This window comes from Perlabentimonas gracilis, assembly GCF_011174675.1.
GTDB lineage: Bacteria > Bacteroidota > Bacteroidia > Bacteroidales > Tenuifilaceae > Perlabentimonas > Perlabentimonas gracilis.
On the sequence record NZ_JAANIG010000013.1, the window covers coordinates 73,928 to 95,047 of the forward strand.

The 21,120-nt window shown below is 43.7% G+C and carries 22 protein-coding genes; 13 read left to right on the forward strand and 9 right to left on the reverse strand.

The features are described 5' to 3' along the window. Positions 1-6 precede the first annotated feature (6 nt). The 5 genes from G8O23_RS07765 to G8O23_RS07785 form a co-directional block, all read right to left on the reverse strand. Positions 7-732 carry a LytR/AlgR family response regulator transcription factor gene (locus G8O23_RS07765; RefSeq protein WP_166363469.1) on the reverse strand — a complete coding sequence of 242 codons (726 nt, stop codon included), beginning with the start codon at positions 730-732 and terminating at the stop codon, positions 7-9. A gap of 100 nt (positions 733-832) precedes the next feature. Continuing rightward, positions 833-3,142, reverse strand: a complete 2,310-nt coding sequence (locus G8O23_RS07770) for a TonB-dependent receptor (protein WP_166363471.1) — start codon at positions 3,140-3,142, stop codon at positions 833-835. Between the two features lie 11 nt (positions 3,143-3,153). Continuing rightward, the gene (locus G8O23_RS07775) at positions 3,154-4,035 is read right to left on the reverse strand and encodes a hypothetical protein (protein WP_166363473.1); all 882 of its coding nucleotides are present in this window, start codon (positions 4,033-4,035) and stop codon (positions 3,154-3,156) included. A 53-nt stretch (positions 4,036-4,088) separates the two neighbouring features. Next, a complete protein-coding gene (locus G8O23_RS07780) occupies positions 4,089-4,667 on the reverse strand; it encodes a hypothetical protein (protein WP_166363475.1) in 579 nt (192 codons plus the stop codon). Next, positions 4,609-5,355, reverse strand: a complete 747-nt coding sequence (locus G8O23_RS07785; RefSeq protein WP_166363477.1) for a hypothetical protein — start codon at positions 5,353-5,355, stop codon at positions 4,609-4,611. The genes G8O23_RS07780 and G8O23_RS07785 overlap by 59 nt, the downstream gene beginning before the upstream one ends. 189 nt (positions 5,356-5,544) lie before the next feature. Here G8O23_RS07785 and G8O23_RS07790 point away from each other — a divergent pair, with 189 nt between their 5' ends. The 4 genes from G8O23_RS07790 (at position 5,545) to G8O23_RS07805 (ending at position 10,567) form a co-directional block, all read left to right on the forward strand. Next, positions 5,545-6,117, forward strand: coding sequence for a hypothetical protein (locus G8O23_RS07790; RefSeq protein WP_166363479.1), 573 nt, complete (start codon positions 5,545-5,547; stop codon positions 6,115-6,117). 111 nt (positions 6,118-6,228) lie between these two features. After that, positions 6,229-7,125, forward strand: coding sequence for a hypothetical protein (locus G8O23_RS07795; RefSeq protein WP_166363481.1), 897 nt, complete (start codon positions 6,229-6,231; stop codon positions 7,123-7,125). A 52-nt stretch (positions 7,126-7,177) separates the two neighbouring features. Beyond that, entirely contained in the window at positions 7,178-9,478 is a 2,301-nt protein-coding gene (locus G8O23_RS07800) for a TonB-dependent receptor (RefSeq protein WP_166363483.1), read from the forward strand. A 27-nt stretch (positions 9,479-9,505) separates the two neighbouring features. Continuing rightward, on the forward strand, positions 9,506-10,567 hold the full coding sequence (locus G8O23_RS07805; RefSeq protein WP_166363485.1) for a hypothetical protein: 1,062 nt from the start codon (positions 9,506-9,508) through the stop codon (positions 10,565-10,567). Positions 10,568-10,613: 46 nt separating this feature from the next. On the opposite strand, the gene G8O23_RS07810 is transcribed toward G8O23_RS07805, so the two are convergent. Next, positions 10,614-11,096 carry a hypothetical protein gene (locus G8O23_RS07810; RefSeq protein ID WP_166363487.1) on the reverse strand — a complete coding sequence of 161 codons (483 nt, stop codon included), beginning with the start codon at positions 11,094-11,096 and terminating at the stop codon, positions 10,614-10,616. 155 nt (positions 11,097-11,251) lie between these two features. Here G8O23_RS07810 and G8O23_RS07815 point away from each other — a divergent pair, with 155 nt between their 5' ends. Further along, complete coding sequence (locus tag G8O23_RS07815; protein WP_219932453.1) at positions 11,252-11,884, forward strand: MarC family NAAT transporter; 633 nt, start codon at positions 11,252-11,254, stop codon at positions 11,882-11,884. Here the strand turns inward: G8O23_RS07815 and G8O23_RS07820 are convergent. Genes G8O23_RS07820 through G8O23_RS07830 form a run of 3 tightly spaced genes read right to left on the reverse strand, consistent with a single transcriptional unit; the run spans position 11,881 to position 13,611 of the window. Beyond that, on the reverse strand, positions 11,881-13,032 hold the full coding sequence (locus G8O23_RS07820) for a DNA cytosine methyltransferase (protein WP_166363489.1): 1,152 nt from the start codon (positions 13,030-13,032) through the stop codon (positions 11,881-11,883). The genes G8O23_RS07815 and G8O23_RS07820 overlap by 4 nt on opposite strands. A gap of 32 nt (positions 13,033-13,064) precedes the next feature. Then, positions 13,065-13,412 (reverse strand): type II toxin-antitoxin system PemK/MazF family toxin, encoded by a 348-nt coding sequence (locus G8O23_RS07825; RefSeq protein WP_166363491.1) that lies wholly within the window; start codon positions 13,410-13,412, stop codon positions 13,065-13,067. Beyond that, a complete protein-coding gene (locus G8O23_RS07830) occupies positions 13,399-13,611 on the reverse strand; it encodes a hypothetical protein (RefSeq protein ID WP_166363493.1) in 213 nt (70 codons plus the stop codon). Before G8O23_RS07830 ends, G8O23_RS07825 begins: the two co-directional genes overlap by 14 nt. A 217-nt stretch (positions 13,612-13,828) precedes the next feature. Here G8O23_RS07830 and G8O23_RS07835 point away from each other — a divergent pair, with 217 nt between their 5' ends. The 8 genes from G8O23_RS07835 (at position 13,829) to G8O23_RS07870 (ending at position 21,069) form a co-directional block, all read left to right on the forward strand. Next, positions 13,829-15,364 carry a serine hydrolase gene (locus G8O23_RS07835; RefSeq protein WP_166363495.1) on the forward strand — a complete coding sequence of 512 codons (1,536 nt, stop codon included), beginning with the start codon at positions 13,829-13,831 and terminating at the stop codon, positions 15,362-15,364. Between the two features lie 54 nt (positions 15,365-15,418). Continuing rightward, complete coding sequence (locus G8O23_RS07840) at positions 15,419-16,552, forward strand: helix-turn-helix domain-containing protein (protein ID WP_166363497.1); 1,134 nt, start codon at positions 15,419-15,421, stop codon at positions 16,550-16,552. Positions 16,553-16,653: 101 nt separating this feature from the next. After that, complete coding sequence (locus G8O23_RS07845) at positions 16,654-17,343, forward strand: hypothetical protein (protein ID WP_166363499.1); 690 nt, start codon at positions 16,654-16,656, stop codon at positions 17,341-17,343. A gap of 224 nt (positions 17,344-17,567) precedes the next feature. After that, a complete protein-coding gene (locus tag G8O23_RS07850) occupies positions 17,568-18,041 on the forward strand; it encodes a flavodoxin domain-containing protein (RefSeq protein ID WP_166363501.1) in 474 nt (157 codons plus the stop codon). A gap of 32 nt (positions 18,042-18,073) precedes the next feature. Next, positions 18,074-18,634 (forward strand): hypothetical protein, encoded by a 561-nt coding sequence (locus G8O23_RS07855; RefSeq protein ID WP_166363503.1) that lies wholly within the window; start codon positions 18,074-18,076, stop codon positions 18,632-18,634. Between the two features lie 24 nt (positions 18,635-18,658). Then, a complete protein-coding gene (locus G8O23_RS07860; protein ID WP_166363505.1) occupies positions 18,659-19,522 on the forward strand; it encodes a hypothetical protein in 864 nt (287 codons plus the stop codon). A gap of 24 nt (positions 19,523-19,546) precedes the next feature. Then, the gene (locus tag G8O23_RS07865; protein ID WP_166363507.1) at positions 19,547-20,461 is read left to right on the forward strand and encodes an alpha/beta hydrolase; all 915 of its coding nucleotides are present in this window, start codon (positions 19,547-19,549) and stop codon (positions 20,459-20,461) included. A gap of 41 nt (positions 20,462-20,502) precedes the next feature. After that, positions 20,503-21,069, forward strand: coding sequence for an SRPBCC domain-containing protein (locus tag G8O23_RS07870; protein WP_166363509.1), 567 nt, complete (start codon positions 20,503-20,505; stop codon positions 21,067-21,069). The last annotated feature ends 51 nt before the right edge of the window (positions 21,070-21,120 follow it).

Sequence of the window (21,120 nt, forward strand, 5' to 3'; positions counted from 1 at the left end):
AATAGGCTAGAGCTTAAGGTGGTTTAGCAGCTCATCCTTTTTGCTTTCGCCTACTTTTACCGTCATACCATTGCTCATGGTGAGGTAGGCCCCGCGTCCCCTGTGGTACTTTGCCACATGCCTAAGGTTTACCAACGACGATTTGTGCACCCTTACAAAGAGTTTGGGTTTTAGCAATTCCTCGTAGGTCGACAGCCCTTTGGATGAAACAACCTTTTTCCCGTCCACGGTATGGAACTCGGAGTAGTTGGTATCGGCCTTAACGCAAACAATATCATCAATCATAATAAAAATTAATCCATCGAGGGTGGGGATAAACACCCTATCATCGAGAGCATTGCCTTGCTGCTGGTTGCTCTTTTTCCCCTTTAGTTCGAGTTGAGCCTTGGCCTTTCTTACGGCATTCTTAAGTTCCTCAATATCGTAAGGTTTTAGAATGTAATCTACAGCCGAAGCCTTTATGGCCTGCAGCGAGTACTCGCTATATGCCGTGGTAACAATAATCTCAAACTCATCGGTGTTGGTTCGCCTAAGCACATCGAAACCACTTTCTTCTTGCAGGTTGATATCAAGAAAAACAAGGCTGGGTTTCTCTTGGTAAATTTTCTCCACGGCATCATCAACATTGCTGGCAATGCCAACCAGATGCAAATCGGTAAATAGGTTTGTGAGGTATCCCGACAGTAACTGCGCCGATTTTGAGTTATCCTCAACAATTAGGGTTTTAATCATAGGGTGTGAGTAAGTGAATCCGCACAATGCGCTCAAATTTAATACCAAATTGGCTGAGACGCAATAGTGCGGATTATTTAAAGCCCTATTCAGAGAGAGGCTAATTCACCCCAAAGCTGTAACCGAGGGTGAACAGGAAATAACGACCCGGAGATTGAAGCCCCTTCTTATCAATATATGGATTATCAAAAATATCGAACACATCCATCGAGAACTTAACGCCATTAAACTCTTTCCAAACCCTAAGATCAAGGGTATTCCATGGTTTAATATGGTGGCTGTTAATGTCATCGCCCCATTGCTTACCAGTGTAAATCCATATTACACCAAGGTTGGCAATGCGTTCCGATAGTAAGAATACCTCTACTGATGCCTGCTGCTGTGGTACTTCAGCCAAACCATATCCTGTAAGGTCAACATCTAACTCTGGGTTAACATCGTACCCCTTGATGGTTGAATGATTAAACGAGAAGTTAGCCCTTGTGTAGAGCCATTTTGTGGGAGTGAACCTAACTGAGAACTCGCCACCATAAACATCAACAGACGAGATATTCTTGCGCATAACGATGGGGCGAATATCATCGGCGCCTGCGTCAATTGAGTCGCCTGTTGAAACAAAATACTGAAAATCGCGACCTTGTGAATAGAAGAGCGCTGCATCAAATTTAAGGCTTGAGCCAATTTTGATATTTCCACCAACTTCGTAAGTAACCAGATGCTCGGGTTGGAGATCTGGGTTTGCCAGTTTAAAACCTTTTGATATTCTCCGGGACGAGACCAAATCGTCGAGTTTTGCAGGCATAAACCCGGAAGATACAGAAATGTATGTGCTAAGCCAGTGGTTAGGAATGTATCGAACCCCCAGCTTGGGGTTAAGGGAGTACCAGCTATTCTTTCCAAAGTTTGAAGTAGTATCGGAGGCAAAACCCGTGTTGCTGGTGGGGCTTTGTACATCGAGCAGCCCATCGTAGAACGTGGCATAATCAAGGCGTAATCCACCTAAAATCCGCAGCTTTTTATTTAGAAGAGTTTGCTCGTCCTGTAGAAATATTGCCCCAAAGGTTACCTTTCCGTTGCGCTGAATTATATCGGTTGAGGTGCGATAGATATCGATAGCTTCCATATATCCGTGTTTAACATCAACCCCGAACGTTAGGTGGTTGTTGGGGACGATTTTACGCGACATATTTGCCCATATACCAACATCGCCCGATTGCTGGTCGGTATGGTAAATCCTATAGTTGTCGCCCGTCTTGTTTAACGATTCGTTTTGCCTATCGTACACTTCACGCTGGGCAAAACCATAAATGTCGAACTTAAATTTTTGAATGTATCCATTGTAACCAATGTGTAGCCTGTTAGTGGTGTATGCGTCGTAGCTTCCATCGGCCAAGTAAACAGCCCGACCAGCCCCCCTTCTATCGGTATAAATATTGGTTCCAACATAGAATGATGTGCTGTCTGTGAATGGTATCAAAGCCTTAATGTTAACCCCTTTTTCGGTAAGGTAAAGAGGAACATTGGTAGAGTCCCTAATTTCGGGTGGTTCGGCAATGTAGCCATCGCCATCGCGCCAAAAACCACTGGCCATAATACGAACATCCTGGTTGAATAGGGTGGTGGTTCCTCCAAGGGTAGACTTCACCCCTTTAAAGCCAAATCCACCTGCCTCAGCACCCACAGAGCCATAAAATTTTTTGTCGGCCGGCTCCTTGGTTCGGATATTTATTACACCTGCCATGGCATTATTGCCAAAAAGAGCTGATGATGGCCCGTGTACCACCTCAATCTGCTCCACAATATCGGGCGAAATGAGACTCCAGTTTATAAATCCGTATGATGTTTTGTTAAGCGGGGTTCCGTCGTAAAGAATGAGCACCCTATTTGAGCCATCGAGCCCACGCATCGAAACGGATGCGTTTTTAGAGAAAACACCCTTCGATCGATCCACAAAAAGATTGGGAATGGTGCGCAAAAAATTATCGACATTGGTGGCTGGGCTAGCATTAATATGTGTGCTATCTATAACTGATACCATGGCCGGCACCTCCCTTGTTGACTGTGGGCTAAGGGTTGCTGTAACCACAACCTGATCGATAGGCCAAGGACTTGAGGTAAGGCTCACTTTTGCCAAATCGCCCCACGTTGTAATCACCATTTCTGCTTTGGAGTACCCCACGTGGGTAAACTCAAGAGAGAATGGAGGGGATGCGGGGGGGCAGATTCTAAACCTCCCATCCATATCGGTTGAAACGCCTAAGTTTCCACTCTTTAACTTTACTGTTACACCCGGCAAGGGTTGTTTGCTTTGCGAATCAATTACCCGCCCTGTTACACAATCCTGTGAAATGGCAGAAACACTAATAATGAAAAGAAAAATAAAGGGTATAAATAATTTCGAAAACTTCATATCAACAATTCTTATGGCTGTATAACGATAGAGATGGTTACACTGCCGTTTTCCTGTCCGTTAATTTCATACACTCTAAACATTCCAAACTTGTTGCGAGCTTCATCTTTAAACGAAAAGGTGTCGCCCACCTTTAGGTTTTTAGCCTTACGATTACCCGAGGTGTGGTACTCATCAACAAGATAAATTACGCTGTTGATAGCCTCAAAATCATCCAAACTCATCGATTTGGAGATAAAGCGAGAGGTATTTCGGGTTGTCCACCCCGAAAGTCCGCTGATTATGCTATCGTCGATATTTGCTCCGGGAGACGATATGGTGTTCTCGTCGGCATCAATATTATCGAAGTAGTAAAGCAGGTTGATTAGGCTCTGGTTGTTGGAGGCATCCTGTAGATTTAATGTTGTACCATCGGCCAGGGATACAAAGCTTTTCCCGTTGGTTACGCCCTGAGCATCTAGAACAATATCCTTGTACCAAATGGGTTCGGTATCTCCTGCCGATTCGTCCAGACTAATTGTTATCTGTAGGGTAGCCTCTTTTCCATCGATATCTCTGATGATAAACTCAACAATCTCCTCGGGATCGCTGGTTTTAGATAGTACCACATCGCGCTGAAGCAAATCGGTATTTATACCCTCGTCGATTACCCGACTGCCATTGCTGGATACAATAAAGTTGGTGAGCACGTGAACACCATTACCCTGACACTTTACTTTAAATTTAAGTTCCTGAGCCGGGCCAGCAATGGAACTTCCGGTGATATACCCCTCGGAAGCCATTAACTCGATGGTAGGAGGTGTGGTATTCTCCTCTTTTTTATCGCATGAAGTAAAAACACCTATGGTGAGAATTAGCAAAAGTAACGCAAACGGATTGGTAAGTTTGTGCATAACGACAGGTTTTAAAAAGGGCCAAATAGTACTGTAGCCCTTTTTTAGTTAAACTATTTTTTCTTAACTCTCTTTCTAATTTCCGATATTAATCCTACTCCAGCAAACGCGCCAACAAAGCCAAAGGCGATGTGGGTTAGGAAAGGAACGATATACCCATGCTTTAAAAAGCTATTGTATGGGTACGACCCTAAAAGCATAAATCCCAACCGGATTGCTGGTATTAGTCCATAGGCCAAACCCCCAAGCAGTGCAACCAAGGGAATCCACTTTCGAAGGGTTGACCAACGATACCACGCAAAGTCTATTAGAGCCCCCATAGCCACATATATGTAAGGAAGCATTGGGTCTTTAAAGCCTAGGACAGGAATAAGGGAGGCCAGAACCGAACCCGTTACTGCTACAGTAGCCGATAATCTTAAACCCGAAATGTAGCGAGCGCCCATAATAAGGAGCATAAATTCAAGCCCATGCCTACCAGGCAGATTCATTGGAAACCTAAACCTTGCGTGCAGCCAAGTTGCTGTAAAACCAACTAAAAGCAAAGCCAATACCTGAAGAGCCAGCGAAAAGCTAGTTGGAAATGCTTTTGATGTAGTCCTTGTCTGCGAGTTTGTAGTGGTTGTGCTCATGGATATTTGTATTAGTAATTACTATTGTAGTTTTTCCATTTTTCAATACTGGCCTAAACCAACCGTTATCAAAACATATGGTAATGTTTGATTCAATGCGCTTTCCGTCTATGCCAATAGCCTCATGTACAGGAACAATTTTTTGCAAATCGAGTAAGGAGTGAGTCCCCTCAATGGTTCTAATATCAACACCTTTTAGGCTAACGAATCTGCCATCGTTACCCGAAGACCTTAAGCCAACAGCAGCAAGGGCACCAATTATGCCATCGTGTGTACCGGTTAAACCAATCAGGCTGATATTGTGTGCTTGAGCCAAATCGGCAGCAAGTTTTTTATTAACTAACTCGGTTTTTGCCCTGTAACCCCACTCAACAATGGCCAATGGAACATCATCCTCTTCCACCATACATAAACCACAGTCGGAGCCAACAGCGCAAGATTTGATTAGGAATTCTATCATTGTTTCCCAGAGCAGCTTGGGATTTGATGTGGTAACCTGGATGCAAGCCGAAGAGTTTTGCGACGTATATGGAACGCGGGGGTCGAAAAGCAGCTGATGGCGCGTAATTCCACCTGGTATACCAAGCCCATTATCGTTAATGAACTTAGCCATTGAACGTGCCAGAAAACCAGTTCCCCGGCTCTCCAAATTGTCTGTATCGTCAATACCGACTAGATAATTCGTCATCAAAGCCTAAATAAGTTGTATGGCAAAAATACAAATCTAATTGGGTAGACCACAGCAGACATGCAATAATTTGCATAATGTGTTGTAAAATATGTTTTCTGAAGTTGTATAGAATTATTTATGCCATATATTTGTTGGCGATATGCACCACAATACATATTGAGTTAAAAACAATTAATCGATTCAAACATGAAAGCAAAACTATTAAGTCTTTTTACAGTTGCACTAGTTGTTGCAGTGGGATTCTCGTCATGCAAAAAGGATGACCCAGAAGTACTCCCCAAGGTTGTTACCTTAGGAGCACAAAGCAATACGACCATTTCTGGTTTCTATTCATTTAGCAAGGAAAAAACGTATTCACTCAATGAGGCTTCACAAAATCAGGCCGACATTGATCTTTTCTGTTTTTACGAAGAGGGAAATGACATTGCTTTTGGAGGGCCAGCATCAAATATCAAGGGTATTTTTGGAGGTGAAGACAACGACCCAACCAATTGGACAACACAAAATGAAACCCGTTTTCTTGAGCTACCAGATGTAACCGTTGCCGATTTTGATGCACTTGAGGACGGTGACGAGGCGATTATGAACTATTACGATGAAAACGAGGGGCGAAGAAAATCGAAGTTGCTTACAAAAGATCAAATTTGGTCAGTTAAAACTCGTATTGGTAGTGACAATGAGACCTACGTGTTGGTGAAGATTCTTGAAGTAACGGATGGTGAAACCGGTAGCGTAAAGTTTGAATACATTACCAAGTAGTTTTTCTCTATACTCAACCATTAACCCTGAAAGGAAATTCCTGCCTTTCGGGGTTAATACTTTCTAGGTGTTTGAATGTGCCAGATGGACTTTAAAATACACAATAGAGCTATGGTTAAAAGAATTGTATTTATACTGATAACTGCTTCCACCTTTTTTGCTTGTAAGACCGACGACCCAATAATTGCCCCACCATCCATTAGCCTTAAGGCTGGAGAGTACACCAAGCAAGGTGATGAAATACCTGTTGGAGGGAAAATAGCCTTTGGTGTACAGGCAAACGGTGGGGGAGATGCGCTAACCAATGTGCGAATACAGCGCATTGTCAATGGAGAGGCTACCACAGAGTTGGACAGAGGAATATTTGTTGAGGAGGTTGACTACGAATTTGAGATTAATGCCGTAAAGTCGGGTGCGCAGGTTGAGGAGTGGCGTTTTATGGCAATGAACGCCAATCGCGATACGGCCACAACATCGCTTACCATATACCTTGGTGAGGGGTCGGCGTATGGTTCCATACAGCATTTCGAATCGATAAAAATTGGGATGCAAGACAATACCGAGTTCCCACACTTTTTAGATGTGAACACAGGGACAACCTATACCAATGAGACGGTTGCTGGCAACGAGGCAAAAATCGATATCCTGGCCTTTGTATACCTAACCGGAGGGGAATGGTCGCCAACGCTAAACTGCCCACAATATTCAACCGCACCCAGCTACTACCCCATTTTGTCCGATTGGGAAACTAGAAACTCTACACTATACGATTATAATGCAACCGATAACGACCTTGTGAAGCTCGATGAGTTTGTTGCAGCGGCCAACGATAGCCTTCTGGTTAATTCCTACAGCCCCGGTTCTTCCAGCGGAAACTGTAAGTACTGCTATACCGGCAAGTTGGTTCCATTTAAAACGCAGCAGGGTAAGTACGGCATTATTCGGGTAATTCATGCCGATACCACAACCGACGGGTATATGGAGCTTGAGATAAAGGTACAGGAGTAGCAGGCGGTACTATAAAAACGTATTAGCGAATTTGTTTCAAAAAAGATATAGTATGAGTAGAATTAGCATTTTTTTTCTGTTGCTCTCCTTATCGTTTGGATCTTTTGCTCAGCCAAAAATAAGCGGAGTAGTAAAGGATAAAAGCACCGGCGCACCGCTCGAGAGCGTACACATTACCATTGGCAGGCAAGGGGAGGCAACCAATGCCCAAGGTGAGTTTTCTTTTACAAATCTTGCTAAGGGTTCACACACGGTAAATGCCTCACTTGTGGGACATAAGCCACAGCAGCAAAGGGTTCAGCTGGCTGATAAAGATGTTTATATCGAATTTTTTTTAGAGGAGGATGATGTTTTTATTGACGAGGTGGTTGTGTCGGCAACTCGAACCGAGAGCCGTATTGGAGATATACCCGGAAGGGTGGAGCTGATAACACCAGAGCGAATCTCTATGTCGTCGTACCAAAGTGTCGATGAGCTTTTAGCTCTGCTCCCGGGGGTACATACAGCCCGTTCCTATGGCCTATTTTCGTTTCGAGCCACAGTATCGATGCGGGGAGTAAGCGCAAAGGAGCAGGCCCGAACACTTGTGCTACTCAATGGAGTTCCTGTAAACAAGGCCGATGGAGGCTCTGTAAACTGGAATTTAATCTCAACCGGCGAGGTTGAACGCATAGAGGTGATTAAGGGGCCCGGCTCGGCCCTGTACGGAGGGAACGCCATGGGCGGTATTATAAACGTGGTTACCAAGAAACCCACCGAAACCATTGAGGGTAGCGTTTCGGCTCACTACGGAACTTACAACACAAAAGGTGTTAACGCTAAGTTTGCAGGCAAGCTCAACAACGGTTTTTACTGGGCAGCCAATGGTCTATTTCGCAATAGCGATGGGTACATCACCCAGTCGTTTGCCGATCAGCAGGAGAACCCATACATCGTAAACTCAACCTTTGAGGAGAAGGTGCTGCACTTTAAAACGGGGTACGATGGGGGCGAGCAGTTCTCGGCAGAGTTAGACTTTACCCTTTTTGATGATGTTAGAACAACTGGCGAGCAGGTGTACCAACCCCTTGGCAATACCCGTGAGTACGACACATACCAGATTCGATCAATATTTAGGGGCAAGGTGGGGAAGGTAAACTGGAACGCCTCCACTTTTTTTCAGCGCGAGTATTACAAGCGCGTTAGCGAGTGGATGAGGGACGACTACACGTGGTACGATGTGCTTTCGCTGCGCAGCGATTACGGAGTGCTAACTAGCGCCAACTACAGCGTGGGCCGACACACCATTACCGGCGGGGTTGATGTTCGCCTTGGACAGGTTGATGCCTCCGATGTATACTACACTTCAACCGATCAGGTGGATAATAGGGGAAAGATGGATTTTTATGGTATCTACCTTCAGGATGAGATTAGCCTTTTCGACAACAAGGTTAACGTAACGGCAGGTCTTAGGTACGATTATGCCCGTTTTTACGACGGAGAGTTTGTGATTTCTAGTCCATCGGCCGAGACCAACTTTATGGATGGGTACCAATTCTCTGGTCAGGATCCTGTTAGCTGGGGTGCTTTTAGCCCAAGGCTCTCGGCGCAGTACAAACCAAACGACACCTACAGGGTTTACGCTAGCTATAGCAGAGGTTTTCGTCCCTCGGTACTCGACGATTTATGCCGATCGGGAAGGGTGCGTGGAGGCTTTAAGGTGGCCAACCCAAATCTAACCCCTGAATATCTGGATAATTTTGAGGTTGGTGGCGATTACAAACCCGTGAATTGGATTCGAGTAGCAGCCAGCACATTCTTTTCGAAAGGGAGGGACTTTTTGTACTACGTTTCAACAGGCGAAACCATTGATATGAGCTTTGGCCCTCGTCCAATAATGATACGCTCCAACATATCGGAGGTTGATATTTTGGGTGCCGAGGCCGATTTTACCGCAACACCTGTTCGGTACCTAACGCTATTTGGGGGTTATGCCTTTGCATCATCAAAAATTAGTGGCTATACACCAATTGACCCCGACGACTTTGATTTAACAGGCAAGTACCTTACCGATGTGCCCATGCACTCGTTCAGCGCAGGAGCATTTTTTCGCCATCGTATAGTAAATGTGGGGCTAACATCGCGGTATACAGGTAAGATGTATATTAACGACCAGAACGCCTACGACGACTGGGTGCTGAGTAACCAGCTCCCATCGAAGTTCACCATCGACCTGAAGCTGTCGCGTGAACTATTCAACCACGTAGATATCTCGCTAAATATTCAGAATATTTTGGATCAGAAGGTGTACGAGAGTAATCTGTCGGTTGGTCCAGGACGGTTTATAACCCTTGAGGTTAAGGCCAAAATCTAACAACAAAAAATATTTAATAGATTTATTATGAGAAGACTAATTCCATTTCTGATACTAACAATATGCGTGGTGTTGTCGTCATGCAATATTATCCCCGATGCCATTTCGGGAGCAACCCGTGGTTATGACGCCAATGGTAATAGCTTTTACCACAGAACCGACGAAACCAAGCTACAAACGGGAAACATCGTTGTTGAGGGTGAAGTGAAAGCAACAGGGTCGATAAGGTTTAAGCGTTACCTAAAGCGCGAGGTGCTGCATAAGCAGGCTACGCTAAATGCTGAGGGGAAAATTGATTTTGTTGGGGCATATCGCTATCGTGGATACTCACTCTTCGACTTGCTTAATCCGTTCATTCTCGACAAAAAGAATGCTGAGGAGTTTGTACCCGCCACCGATGTATATATAATTATTGAGAACAACAAGGGCGAAAGGGTTACCTTCTCGTGGGCCGAGATTTACCTTAGCCATACCATGCACCAGGTGATAATTGCCACCGAACAGGCAAGCATTGAGCCATACAAGCGCGAGGTAGACTACCCAAAGGGTAGCGTTTGGAAAGTTGTTGCATCGGGCGACCTGTTTGCATATCGCGAGCTGGAGAATCCTACTAAAATCATTATAAATTCGTTCGATAGGAAGCATTACCCCATCGATAGAGATCTAGAGGATCCCTACAGCCCAACAGTAAACCTGGTTTTTAACGACGAGCTAAAATGCGTGGTGGATGCAGATGCATCAAGCGCACCCCAAATGCGATACAAATCGGTGTTTTACGGAATGGGAATGGGCTACCACGATACGCCCTACTTTGAGGGGCCAATGCTAAGCCATTTTGTAAATCCCCATATTGAACAGAACTATGGCGAGTGGATGCGCAACGGCCTGGCGTTTATTGTGGGTAAGGATGGTTTCCGTAATGTTGTAAGCGTAAGCGAGCTGTTCAATCGGGTCGATCAGGCTGAGCCAATTCTGGCAATACCTCCGGTGGAGTCGGGGCGAGGGCATTTTAGGTTGTATCACCCCTCGGCATTCTATGCCGATTTTTCGGTGCGTAACCTGGCGGAGATATACTTTTTTCAGGAGTAAGCATATAGCAGGGAGGATGAAAATTGCCATCCTCCCTTACTGATCTTTAGTCGGCAGACACGGTAAATCTGTATTCCTTTTTTGAATCGTTATATTGAGAGTAGAACGATAGGCCATAGCTTACATTTACCTTCATACCCTCGGGTTTTAGGAGTACAATTTCGGTGTACCTTGCACCAAACATCATCTCGTTATCTCTAACCACCCTTTTTTTCCAACCGTTATTCACAAGGTTCTCAACCTGCTCGGCAAACCACCCCTCGAGCGATGCTAAGCTTTCCTCATCAATATCGGAGCTTATGAATCTGATTTTATATGCATTGGATTCCATGAGAACCTCTTCAAAAACCAAAGCATCATGCAGGCTGATATCGCAGCTGTTAAGCAACTGCATCATACCCTCCTGGGTTCGTTTCGATAGGGGTTTATCCTTTTTCACCTCTTGGGTCGATTCCTTTTTTGGCGATTCACCACCGCACGAACTTGCCACAAGGGCAAATACAGCAAGAGCATAAATTAATCTTTTCATAGCGAACAGGTTATGTTAATTATTGAGTGTGTCAATATGTGTTTAGTGGTATTTGTATATACAAAGTTCAACAAATAATTAACACACACAAAACAATTTGGCAATTTATACCTTTATAGAAATACGCTAACTTTGCCACTCAATTTTTTTAATAAATGATAACAGTTTACTTTACAGTTTTTGCGGCACTATTTTCGGTTGTAAACCCACTGGGCACTATGCCGGTTTTTATAGGTGTAACCGAGAATAACACCCCAGCCGAGCGCAAGCTCACCGCACTAAGGGCAAGCCTTTACATGTTTATAATTCTTACGGTGTCGTACTTTGCGGGCAAGTTTATTATTCAATTCTTTGGCATATCCATCGAATCGCTTCGTATTGCCGGAGGGCTAATAATTACCACCTCGGGGTTTGCCCTACTTACTGGCAACTTTTCCAAGCACAAGGGTATGGATAAAACTATTCACGAGGAGGCTAGGGCTAAAGAGGACTCGTCGTTAACGCCATTGGCCATTCCTATGCTTGCCGGGCCGGGCTCCATATCGTTGCTTATATCGCTTAACGAGAATTACTCCGATTTGCTATACACCTTGGTTGTTTTCCTCACCATCCCATCTATAGCGTTGGTTACCTACCTAATACTTCGTAGCTCTAACTTTATCTTTTCGAAAATGGGCGCATCGGGTCTTAACTCCATTTCGCGAATAATAGGCTTTATTGTAATAGCCATTGGAATAGAGTATATTATAACCTCAATAAAGGTGTTGGTGCAGCAAATGTGGGGCTAGAGTTTGAAAAGTTGCTCAGCAATAAACTTTACCACATCCACATTTACCGAGTTGCCAAGCTGCTTGTAGGCTTGCTGCTTGCTGGGGTTTAACTTGTAGGTTGAGGGGAATCCCTGTAGATTTGCTGCTTCGCGGGGCGAGATTCTTCGCTTCTCCCATCCAATAATGGGCACGTGTACCATGGCTACCAATGCAGGAAACTCTGTTGGGCGTTTTACCCGAATGCCCGAAGGACGGAATTGGATTATACCCTCCCACACGCTTTTTATTGAAGTGCCCGCCTGCCACTCGAATTTTCGGTGGGTTGCCACAAAGTCTTTCAGGTGGTTGTGTTTTGAGAGCCAGCCATCAATATGAGATTGGTTGGCTTGGTACAGCGTTCTATTTTTTCTGATAAATTCCTGCTTCCAGCGCGGCAGGTGCTCCGTGTTATAGTCCTGACCAAATTCAGTGGCCCAAACAGGGAAACCAATTACACGATGATTTAATCCTTGCAAAAACTCATCCCAGGCCGAAAGTACGTACTCCTCGTACTCAGAAATTTTTAGCTCTTTTGGTGCCTTTCCGTTGATGGCCACCTGTGATTGGGTAACATTACGCTTCGACTTAGGCACGGTAACATTAAGCTCCTTTACCTTTGATTTATCGCTTAGGATACCGGGAATAAATACCCTATCGCGCAGCTGAGGCACACCTATTTGGTGTGGACTTATAATAATTGGTTTGCTGGGGATTAGGTAGCCCAAATCAACAAGATGCTTGTGAATTATGCTCCAGGTACGACCCTTGTCGTGCGATACCAAGTTGCGGACATTCTCGAGCAGTATGTATTTTGGCTTGTGGTGATTAAGTATTCTAAGGATATCGAAAAAGAGAGTTCCGCGGGTATCGTCAAAGCCATTCTGCTTGCCCGCTTTGGAGAATGCTTGGCACGGAAAACCAGCACATAGCAAATCGTGTGTAGGAATATCCTGAGCGTTTACCTGCGTAATATCATGGGCAGGGTCTATACCAAAGTTGTTTTGGTAGGTTTCAATGGCATACTTATCTATCTCCGAGGCGAATACACATTCACCCCCAAGGCTTTGCATGGCGATATGAAATCCTCCTATACCTGCGAAAAGATCGATAAACCTAAAATGTTTCATTTTTGAAATTGGAAAGGTAGAGGGTATAGTAATTAGTAGGTTTCAATCGCTAAAACTTTTGATAAGGCTTCTTTAATATCCTCAAGGTTCCCTGATGATATTTTTCCAATTTTCCTAATGAACCGTTCTTCTGCTATTGACCTAATTTGAAAACAGTCAGCCCCTGATACTTTTGTTAAGTTGTTAATGGAGTCGGGTTTTATGTATACCATCCAAGGTGCTATTTCGTACCTTTCTTTCCAATCCGTCAGAGGCACAATTATTTTTAATGGAAGTTTTCCAAGAGAATTATCATTAACAATAATCGCAGGTCTTGTTTTTTTTATTTCTGCTCCAATTGTTGGGTCGAGATTAATAAGCCAAATTTCACTTTGTTTCATAGAATCCCTCAAAGTCAAGTTGAGTAAAGGCAATTAATTCTTTGTCATTCTTGTAGTCTTCAAAAAGTGATTCAGCAGCGTTTACCATTCTTTTCCTTGTCTCACTTTCTCTAATTGTTTTTAGAGTTTTTTCAACAATAAGCATTCTTTTGCTTACAGGAAGTTTTCTGATTGCTCTAATAATTTCTCTTGTTTCCATAATTCATTATGCCTTTCTGCAAAGGTAACTCTTTTTTTTAGTCGATATCAATCGTTATGTGTGCCGTCTCTGTTTTCTTTGCCTCATCCCCAAATCAGATTAGCGGCTAACACACATATCTAATCTACCTGAAAACTTTGCATTAAACCTTTTGGTATTGGGATTTTCTTATTTTTGTGAAGTATAATCCGAAAAACTAACTCGAAATTCCACACCCATGAAGCGTATTGTTTGTATTCTGCTAGGCCTGCTGCTTTTGCATACCGCAGTATTGGCGCAATCGAAAGTGAAAGTTGATTATAAAAAGTTAGATAGGTATTATTCCCAAATGACTAAGGAATGGGAGGTGCCCAGCGTAGCCATCGGCATTGTTAAGGATGGTCAGTTGGTGTTCACCGGAACCTATGGTGTTAAAGAGGTTGAGAAAACCGACAAGGTAGATGCAAACACCCTTTACGGCATTGCATCAAACTCCAAGGCATTTACATCAACGATTCTCGCCATGCTGGTTGAGGAGGGGAAAATTGGATGGAACGATAGGGTTAAGGATTATTTACCATACTTCGAGGTGTACGACCAGTGGGTAACCAACCAGGTTACCATTCGCGATTTGCTTAGCCACAGGGTAGGGCTTGGCACCTTTAGCGGCGATGTGATGTGGTATAAATCCGATTTCACAGCCGAGGATATTGTTCGAAGGGCAAAGCATATTCCGCTGGCGTTCGATTTCAGGGCAGGTTATGGCTACTCAAACATTATGTATATTGCTGCTGGTGAAGTAATACGTGCAGTTACGGGTAAGAGCTGGAGCGAGAATGTGAAGGAGCGAATTTTTGAGCCGCTGGGTATGAGCCGCACCACCACATCACCCACAAACCTCGAGGGCATTGGCAACTATGTAACCCCTCACGCTCGCGAGAACGAGAAGAATATTCCCATTGGTTGGGAAGACTGGGAAGAGATAGGTGCCCTGGGCGGTATTATTTCCAGCGTTAACGATTTGGCCAAGTGGATGATTTTTAACCTTAACCACGGAATTCACGGGAACGACACCTTGGTTTCTGCCCGCAATTTCAATATGCTGTGGACTCCCCACAATAACTTTATGGTTGACCATACCCGTGATAACGATTTTAACCGACACTTTAATTCATATGGTCTGGGGTGGGGGATAAGCGATTTTCACGGTCGTCTCCGTGTTGGTCATTCAGGTGCAATAGATGGTATGCTAACCTCGGTAACCCTTATTCCCGATGAGAACCTTGGCGTTGTGGTGCTTACCAATGGAATGAAGAGTCCCTACTCTGCAGCAACGAACTATGCGCTGGAACTTTTCCTAGGAGTTTCTCCCCGCGACTGGTCGGCCGAAATGCTTGACAGAACAAATAGTCGTCAACAGGCCGATACCCGCATATCGAGCCGTATGGAGAAGCGTGTGCTAAACACAAGCCCATCGTTATCGCTCAATAATTACGCTGGTACCTATCGATCTCATATTCACGGCGATATCAACATTACCCTAGTGAATGATGAGCTAAGGATGGTGTTTGAGCACTCCGAGTACTTGTCGGCCACACTTCGCCATTGGCACTTCGATGTATGGGAAATTGTGTGGGACAACACCCACGCCTGGTTTAGCTTCGGAACGGTTAAGTTCAATATGGATAATAATCTAAAGATCATGGGGATTGATTTTGATGTTCCCAATAACGATATCTTTTTCGAGGAGCTTAAGCCCTACAGGGTTAAATAGTAGTTTTAACATACCCCAAGAGGCGAGTTAGCCTAGGGATTAATTGCAATTAAGATGGTAGCCCTTCTAATTATAGGAATATTCCAGTCGGCGCTTTTGGTTTTCTTGCTTCTGGTAAAGAAACCCAAAAGCATTGCCGATTATATTCTTTCGGGTTACCTTTTGGTTTCCGCCATCACGCTACTTTTTGCATATCTCGAGATATGGTCACGCACAAACGGCTACCCATATCCTTGGCTTTTAAATCTTTCCACGCCCCTTATCCTGCTAATAGGCCCCAGCTTGTGGCTTTACGTTAAGTCGTTAACAACTCAGGCGTTTAGATTTAAACCCATATTCCTGCTGCTTGCATTGCCCTTTGTGGCTGTTTTGTTACTGTTGATATCTGCAAACTACATTGCCCCTAGCAATATTAAAATTGAGGTGGATCAAACCGAAGCATTCCGTGGCGATTTGGTGTTTTTTATTATTATGGGACTAATCGCACTATCCAACGTGGGCTACACGCTTTGGGGGTTGTTATTGATTAGGGGGTATAGAAAACGGCTAAAAACATTCTTCTCTAAAACAGAGCATATCGACCTTAGGTGGTTACGGTTTTTACTAATATCAGCACTGATTAGCTATGCCAGCATTAGCGTGCTATACATTGTTGACACGGCGTTGGAGCTAATGAGTTATCAGGATCTCCAGCTGGCAGGCTTTGGTATAGCCTCGCTTTTCGTTCTGGCCGTTGGTTTTGTTGGGCTTAAGCAGGGGAACATCTTCACATCGGTGCCCAAGCACTTCGATATGGATAAGGCCGTTAGCCTTACAGAGAAAACAATGCCCATAACCAATCAGGAGGAGGAGTTTGTGCACACCCTGCTTCGGTATATGAAGGATCAGAAACCCCATCTAAATCCAGAGCTTACCATTAGCCTATTAAGCCACGAGTTGGGTTGCACACCAGAGTATCTTTCGGGAGTTATCAACGGAAGGCTGAATATGAACTTTTTCGATTTTGTGAACCATCACCGAATTGAGGAGTTTAAAGAGCTAGCAAGAGACCCAAAAAACAAAAACCTCACGCTAATAAGCCTTGCCTACGATAGCGGGTTTAACTCCAAGGCCACTTTTAACCGAGTATTTAAGAAAGAGGTTGGGTGCACACCCAGCGAGTACTTGGGTAAGGTCTCATCTTTTTGAGACCCCTTTTTTTGTGAGTTGAGACCCCTATCCGGTAATGTAATACCCCATTAGCTTGCCCATAGCATTTCTTTGCATCAACATTTTTAACTAAATAAAAAATGATGCACGGAAAAAGAATAATAGTAGGATCAGTGTTGGCACTCCTTTTAATGGGATGCGCAACCTCCAATGTAACCACGGAGAGAACCAGCACGAAGTTAACCTACCGATTTCAAGTTGGAACCAACAGAGGCGGAGTGGTAGAGAATACTGACCTTACCGTTGTTGGCAGCATACCCGTTGACGCCTACTCGGGCGCAACTAGCAAGGGGGTGAATGTGAGTGGTAAAGTGATAGTACCCCTTAAAAGAAATGCTATTGAAACGGGTCTAGACTTTATGCACAACGGCCAAACCTTTACCTACAACGATGATGCAAATGGCTTTGTAGGCGAACGCAAGCTGGGTGTAAACCAGCTTATGATTCCCATTACCTACAGCATTGGACTATTCCGAAACAAGCATCCCGAGGGACTGCTGCAGATAAAAGTTGGCTATGCAGCACAGCTCAACATCATTTCGGTAAGCGATGGTAATGGCAGTATGCCCAATTTTTCAACCAAGCCATTTAGCAATGGTGCTACCCTTGGCTTTTCCACAACACCATTCCGGTTGAAGAATGGAGCCAAGCTGGGTTTTTATGTCGATGGCTATCGTGGCACGCAAGCCTACGAAGATTTTTACAACCGATCCGAGTTCGAGATGCCCGGAACAGCATTTATTAAGTACGGAATTATATATCAGTTTTAATAGGAACACAGGAACACAGAGGCACAGAGGTTTATTTGAGATAGTGGAATGTACTGCAGGCTTTAACTAAAAAAAGTTACTGTATTTCTACCGGGAAATAGCAGTTGTAGATATTAATTACAATTAGTATTACACTATACATTACCCTAGAGTTTAAACTATTAGCAGTAAAATTATAACTCTGTGCCCCTGTGCCTCTGTGTTTAACCAAAAAGTCAATAATTATGAAAACAGCAATAATTTTCGCATCCAGCCACGGAACAACCGAGAAGGTGGCCTTACAAATCCAAAGCGAATTGGGCAGCAATACAGTCCTAATCAACCTAAAACAAACAAAAACCATTGATCTTGCCCCTTTTGATACGATTGTAATAGGTGGTTCAATACATGCAGGGCAAATGCAGGGTCGGGTGAAAAGTTTCTGTAAGAAAAACCTAGTGGAACTCTTAAAAAAACGCGTAGCGCTTTACATGTGCGGAATGAACGAGCCCGACTTTGAAACAGAGTTCAGCAATGCTTTCCCCGAGTTGCTTCGCAAGCACGCTATTACCTCAAAATGTGTGGGAGGCGAATTCCTGTTCGAGAAGATGAATTTTATAGAAAAATTTATTGTGCGAAAGGTGTCGGGGGTTGACACAAACGTTGCAAAAATAAATGAGGATAGGGTAAAAGAGCTAATTAATGATTTAAAAAAATAGCACGAGGATAAGAGTTCTAATTAAGCGTAAAAATGAAAACAACAGTAAAAACAGTCTTTTGGGTAGTGCTTTTAGGCTTAAGCATATTGAGCGCACAAGCACAGAAAAACGAAGAAAATACAAAGATACAACACCGTCATTCAATTGATATTTTTCCCTTTGCCCCACTTATCGACATATACGGAATACACTACATATACCAAATAACCCCCAAGGATGAGCTGATTACGGGATTATCGTATATGAGTATCAAGAAGAAAAGCGGGACTACCCATTCGCCAGCATTAATACTTGGCTATAGGCGATATCTTTGGAAAAACTTGCATATTGAGTATGAGCTGTGGCCTTGTTACGACGACTTTTGGGAAAGTACCGAGAAAAGATATTACTCGGGGTTCGACCTATGGAATGAGTTCCGAGTAGGCTATCGATTCGACTTTAATGTTAAGGGCCTACCGCTATATGCTAATGTACAATGGCCTTTTGGATTTGGGCTATATTCGAGTAACAAGCCCGAGAGTTTTGTACAGGAGGTAAAGGAGGCGCCCTACTTTTACCATATACCCATGCTTTTTGTAGGAGTAAGATTTTAGTTAATAACCAACAAATCTAAAATTATGAAACCCCTTAAATCGATTATCTATATTGTAATTGCCATCGCGTTACTTTCTGCTATCACAGCGCTTTGTGGTATACTATCAAGCAAGGGGCCGGGAGAATACACCTATACATCCATCCGCGGCCAGGAAGTTACCATATACGGCAAGGGCATTTATCAGCATATGTCTGCCGATGTGGCCGTGCAGGGTATTGGCCATGATTTTGTTACTTTTTTTGTTGCCATTCCTCTTCTACTAGTTTCGCTTATAGGGTATAGGAGGGGTTCGTTAAGATGTAAGTATTTACTAACAGGAACCTTTGGTTATTTCTTTGTTACCTTTCTGTTTTACACTACCATGGGGATGTATAACGCTATGTTCCTTTTTTATATCTCCCTGTTGGGTCTCTCTTTTTTCGGATTGGCTAGCATGCTCTTGTCGTTTAATCCTGATGCTGTTGTGGCCAAGTTTTCAAATAGAACCCCCGTAGGTTTTACGGCAGGCTTCCTTCTTTTTAGTACAGGGTCAATAGCCATTCTGTGGCTAGGTATAGTGATCCCTCCGCTCCTCGATGGTTCGCTTTACCCAATAAACCTACAGCACTACACAACCTTAATTGTGCAGGGGCTCGATCTGGGGCTACTCCTTCCCATTGCATTTGTGTCTGCGATACTTTTCCTTAAAAAAAAGCCCTTAGGCTACCTATTCACAACGGTTTACTTTGTTTTCCTATCCATCTTAATGACCGCATTATCAGGAAAGATTATCGCCATGGCGGTTTCGGGAGTAAATGTGTTCCCTGTAGTTTTTATAATTCCTACATTTAACCTGTTTACAATTATATGCTCCGTTCTTCTAATCAGGAGTATCAATAATCATTAAATATAACCTTTATTGATATATGCTATGCAAAGCTTAATTAGTAAAATAGTGATTGGCCTAATCAAAAACAGGCATCTGTTCAAACTAAAACTTAAACCCGAAGTGGTTGACGAAAACTTTTCGGTTGAAAATTTTCGTAATGAAATTGATAAAGCATCAGCCAAGGTTAAGCTGCCAAAGAGCATCACAACGCAAATGGTATCGGCCGATGGGATAAATGCCGAATGGATAATACCCCAAAACCCTGTTGCAGATAAAGTGTTACTTTACATCCACGGAGGAGGGTTTATCTCGGGTTCATGCCTTACCCATAGGATGCATGTGGCCAAGTTTGCCCAAGGGTGTAACCTTAGGTCGTTAGTGTTCGATTATAGGCTGGCTCCTGAACATCCGTTCCCTGCGGCACCCAACGACTGTGTTAAAGTCTATAATTGGCTGCTAAGTCAGGGGTATGAGCCAAACAACATTATTGTAGGGGGCGAATCGGCCGGTGCAACGTTAACGCTTTCGCTGCTTTTAGCCCTAAAGGATAGCCATTTGCCTATGCCCAAGGCTGCTTTCTCCATTTCCCCTGTAACGGACTTAAGATGCGGTGCCGATTCCTTTACCTATAACGCGAAGAATGATGTGGCACCCATGGGGTCGTGGACAACGTGGACAAATTTTTACATAGCCAATAACGACCCAACTAACCCAATACTGTCGCCACAATTCGGCAACTTTAAGGGTTTACCTCCGCTTTACATCTGCGTTGGAACGCACGAAATTCATTACGACGATTGCGTAAGCATTGCCAGAGTTGCCGAAAAAGATGGTGTTAAGGTAACGCTCCGTATTTGGGACAAAATGATTCACGCCTTTCCGCTTCTGTCGCCCCTGTTCCCCGAGGCAAAGAAGGCATTAGATGAGATATGCGAGTTTGTAAGGCATTACGCCTAGTGCTTATTACACACCAAATGGCTTGCATTTGTATCATGGCTATGCTACTCACAGGGTGTGCCGCAAGCAATCATAAAGCCACTAATATTGCTGACGAAATTGCAATGAGTAAGAAAAGCAAAACAAGACTAATGCATCGAGTTATTGACGCATCCATTATTATTGATGCACCCGTGGAAGAGGTTTGGGCAGTCCTAGTCGACTTCAGCTCATGGGGATCTTGGAATGAGTTTATTCCAGAAGTCAAAGGGACTTTTCTAGTGGGCGAACGTTTACGAATAAAGGTTGTTTCGCCCGGTTTAAAGCCAATGGTTTTTAATCCAGAAATTTTTGAAATAAAGCAGAATGAGGCAATAGTGTGGGGAGGAAGTTTTCTTGGAGTTATTTATCGAGGCGATCATACCTTTCTTTTAGAACCGGCTCCAGGTGGGAAAACACTGTTTCGACAGATTGAAAGATTTATGGGGCCCATGGTTTTGCTTATGGGCAGTATGATAGAAAAAACAAAGCTAGGTTATCACCAAATGAATCGCGCATTGAAGGAGCAGGTAGAAGGGAACTGCCCAGTCATGTTCGGAAAACTAACATCTATCTGTGATTTGGGCTAATTTTAGGTTTGTTTTTTTGTTATTTATTAAGGTGTTATTTTTGGATTTTAA

Bases quoted from the DNA above. Each gene is read 5' to 3' on its own strand.
- G8O23_RS07765 (WP_166363469.1), bottom strand. From the start codon at position 732: ATGATTAAAACCCTAATTGTTGAGGATAACTCAAAATCGGCGCAGTTA.
- G8O23_RS07770 (WP_166363471.1), bottom strand. From the start codon at position 3,142: ATGAAGTTTTCGAAATTATTTATACCCTTTATTTTTCTTTTCATTATT.
- G8O23_RS07775 (WP_166363473.1), bottom strand. From the start codon at position 4,035: ATGCACAAACTTACCAATCCGTTTGCGTTACTTTTGCTAATTCTCACC.
- G8O23_RS07780 (WP_166363475.1), bottom strand. From the start codon at position 4,667: ATGAGCACAACCACTACAAACTCGCAGACAAGGACTACATCAAAAGCA.
- G8O23_RS07785 (WP_166363477.1), bottom strand. From the start codon at position 5,355: ATGACGAATTATCTAGTCGGTATTGACGATACAGACAATTTGGAGAGC.
- G8O23_RS07790 (WP_166363479.1), top strand. From the start codon at position 5,545: ATGAAAGCAAAACTATTAAGTCTTTTTACAGTTGCACTAGTTGTTGCA.
- G8O23_RS07795 (WP_166363481.1), top strand. From the start codon at position 6,229: ATGGTTAAAAGAATTGTATTTATACTGATAACTGCTTCCACCTTTTTT.
- G8O23_RS07800 (WP_166363483.1), top strand. From the start codon at position 7,178: ATGAGTAGAATTAGCATTTTTTTTCTGTTGCTCTCCTTATCGTTTGGA.
- G8O23_RS07805 (WP_166363485.1), top strand. From the start codon at position 9,506: ATGAGAAGACTAATTCCATTTCTGATACTAACAATATGCGTGGTGTTG.
- G8O23_RS07810 (WP_166363487.1), bottom strand. From the start codon at position 11,096: ATGAAAAGATTAATTTATGCTCTTGCTGTATTTGCCCTTGTGGCAAGT.
- G8O23_RS07815 (WP_219932453.1), top strand. From the start codon at position 11,252: ATGATAACAGTTTACTTTACAGTTTTTGCGGCACTATTTTCGGTTGTA.
- G8O23_RS07820 (WP_166363489.1), bottom strand. From the start codon at position 13,032: ATGAAACATTTTAGGTTTATCGATCTTTTCGCAGGTATAGGAGGATTT.
- G8O23_RS07825 (WP_166363491.1), bottom strand. From the start codon at position 13,412: ATGAAACAAAGTGAAATTTGGCTTATTAATCTCGACCCAACAATTGGA.
- G8O23_RS07830 (WP_166363493.1), bottom strand. From the start codon at position 13,611: ATGGAAACAAGAGAAATTATTAGAGCAATCAGAAAACTTCCTGTAAGC.
- G8O23_RS07835 (WP_166363495.1), top strand. From the start codon at position 13,829: ATGAAGCGTATTGTTTGTATTCTGCTAGGCCTGCTGCTTTTGCATACC.
- G8O23_RS07840 (WP_166363497.1), top strand. From the start codon at position 15,419: ATGGTAGCCCTTCTAATTATAGGAATATTCCAGTCGGCGCTTTTGGTT.
- G8O23_RS07845 (WP_166363499.1), top strand. From the start codon at position 16,654: ATGATGCACGGAAAAAGAATAATAGTAGGATCAGTGTTGGCACTCCTT.
- G8O23_RS07850 (WP_166363501.1), top strand. From the start codon at position 17,568: ATGAAAACAGCAATAATTTTCGCATCCAGCCACGGAACAACCGAGAAG.
- G8O23_RS07855 (WP_166363503.1), top strand. From the start codon at position 18,074: ATGAAAACAACAGTAAAAACAGTCTTTTGGGTAGTGCTTTTAGGCTTA.
- G8O23_RS07860 (WP_166363505.1), top strand. From the start codon at position 18,659: ATGAAACCCCTTAAATCGATTATCTATATTGTAATTGCCATCGCGTTA.
- G8O23_RS07865 (WP_166363507.1), top strand. From the start codon at position 19,547: ATGCAAAGCTTAATTAGTAAAATAGTGATTGGCCTAATCAAAAACAGG.
- G8O23_RS07870 (WP_166363509.1), top strand. From the start codon at position 20,503: ATGCTACTCACAGGGTGTGCCGCAAGCAATCATAAAGCCACTAATATT.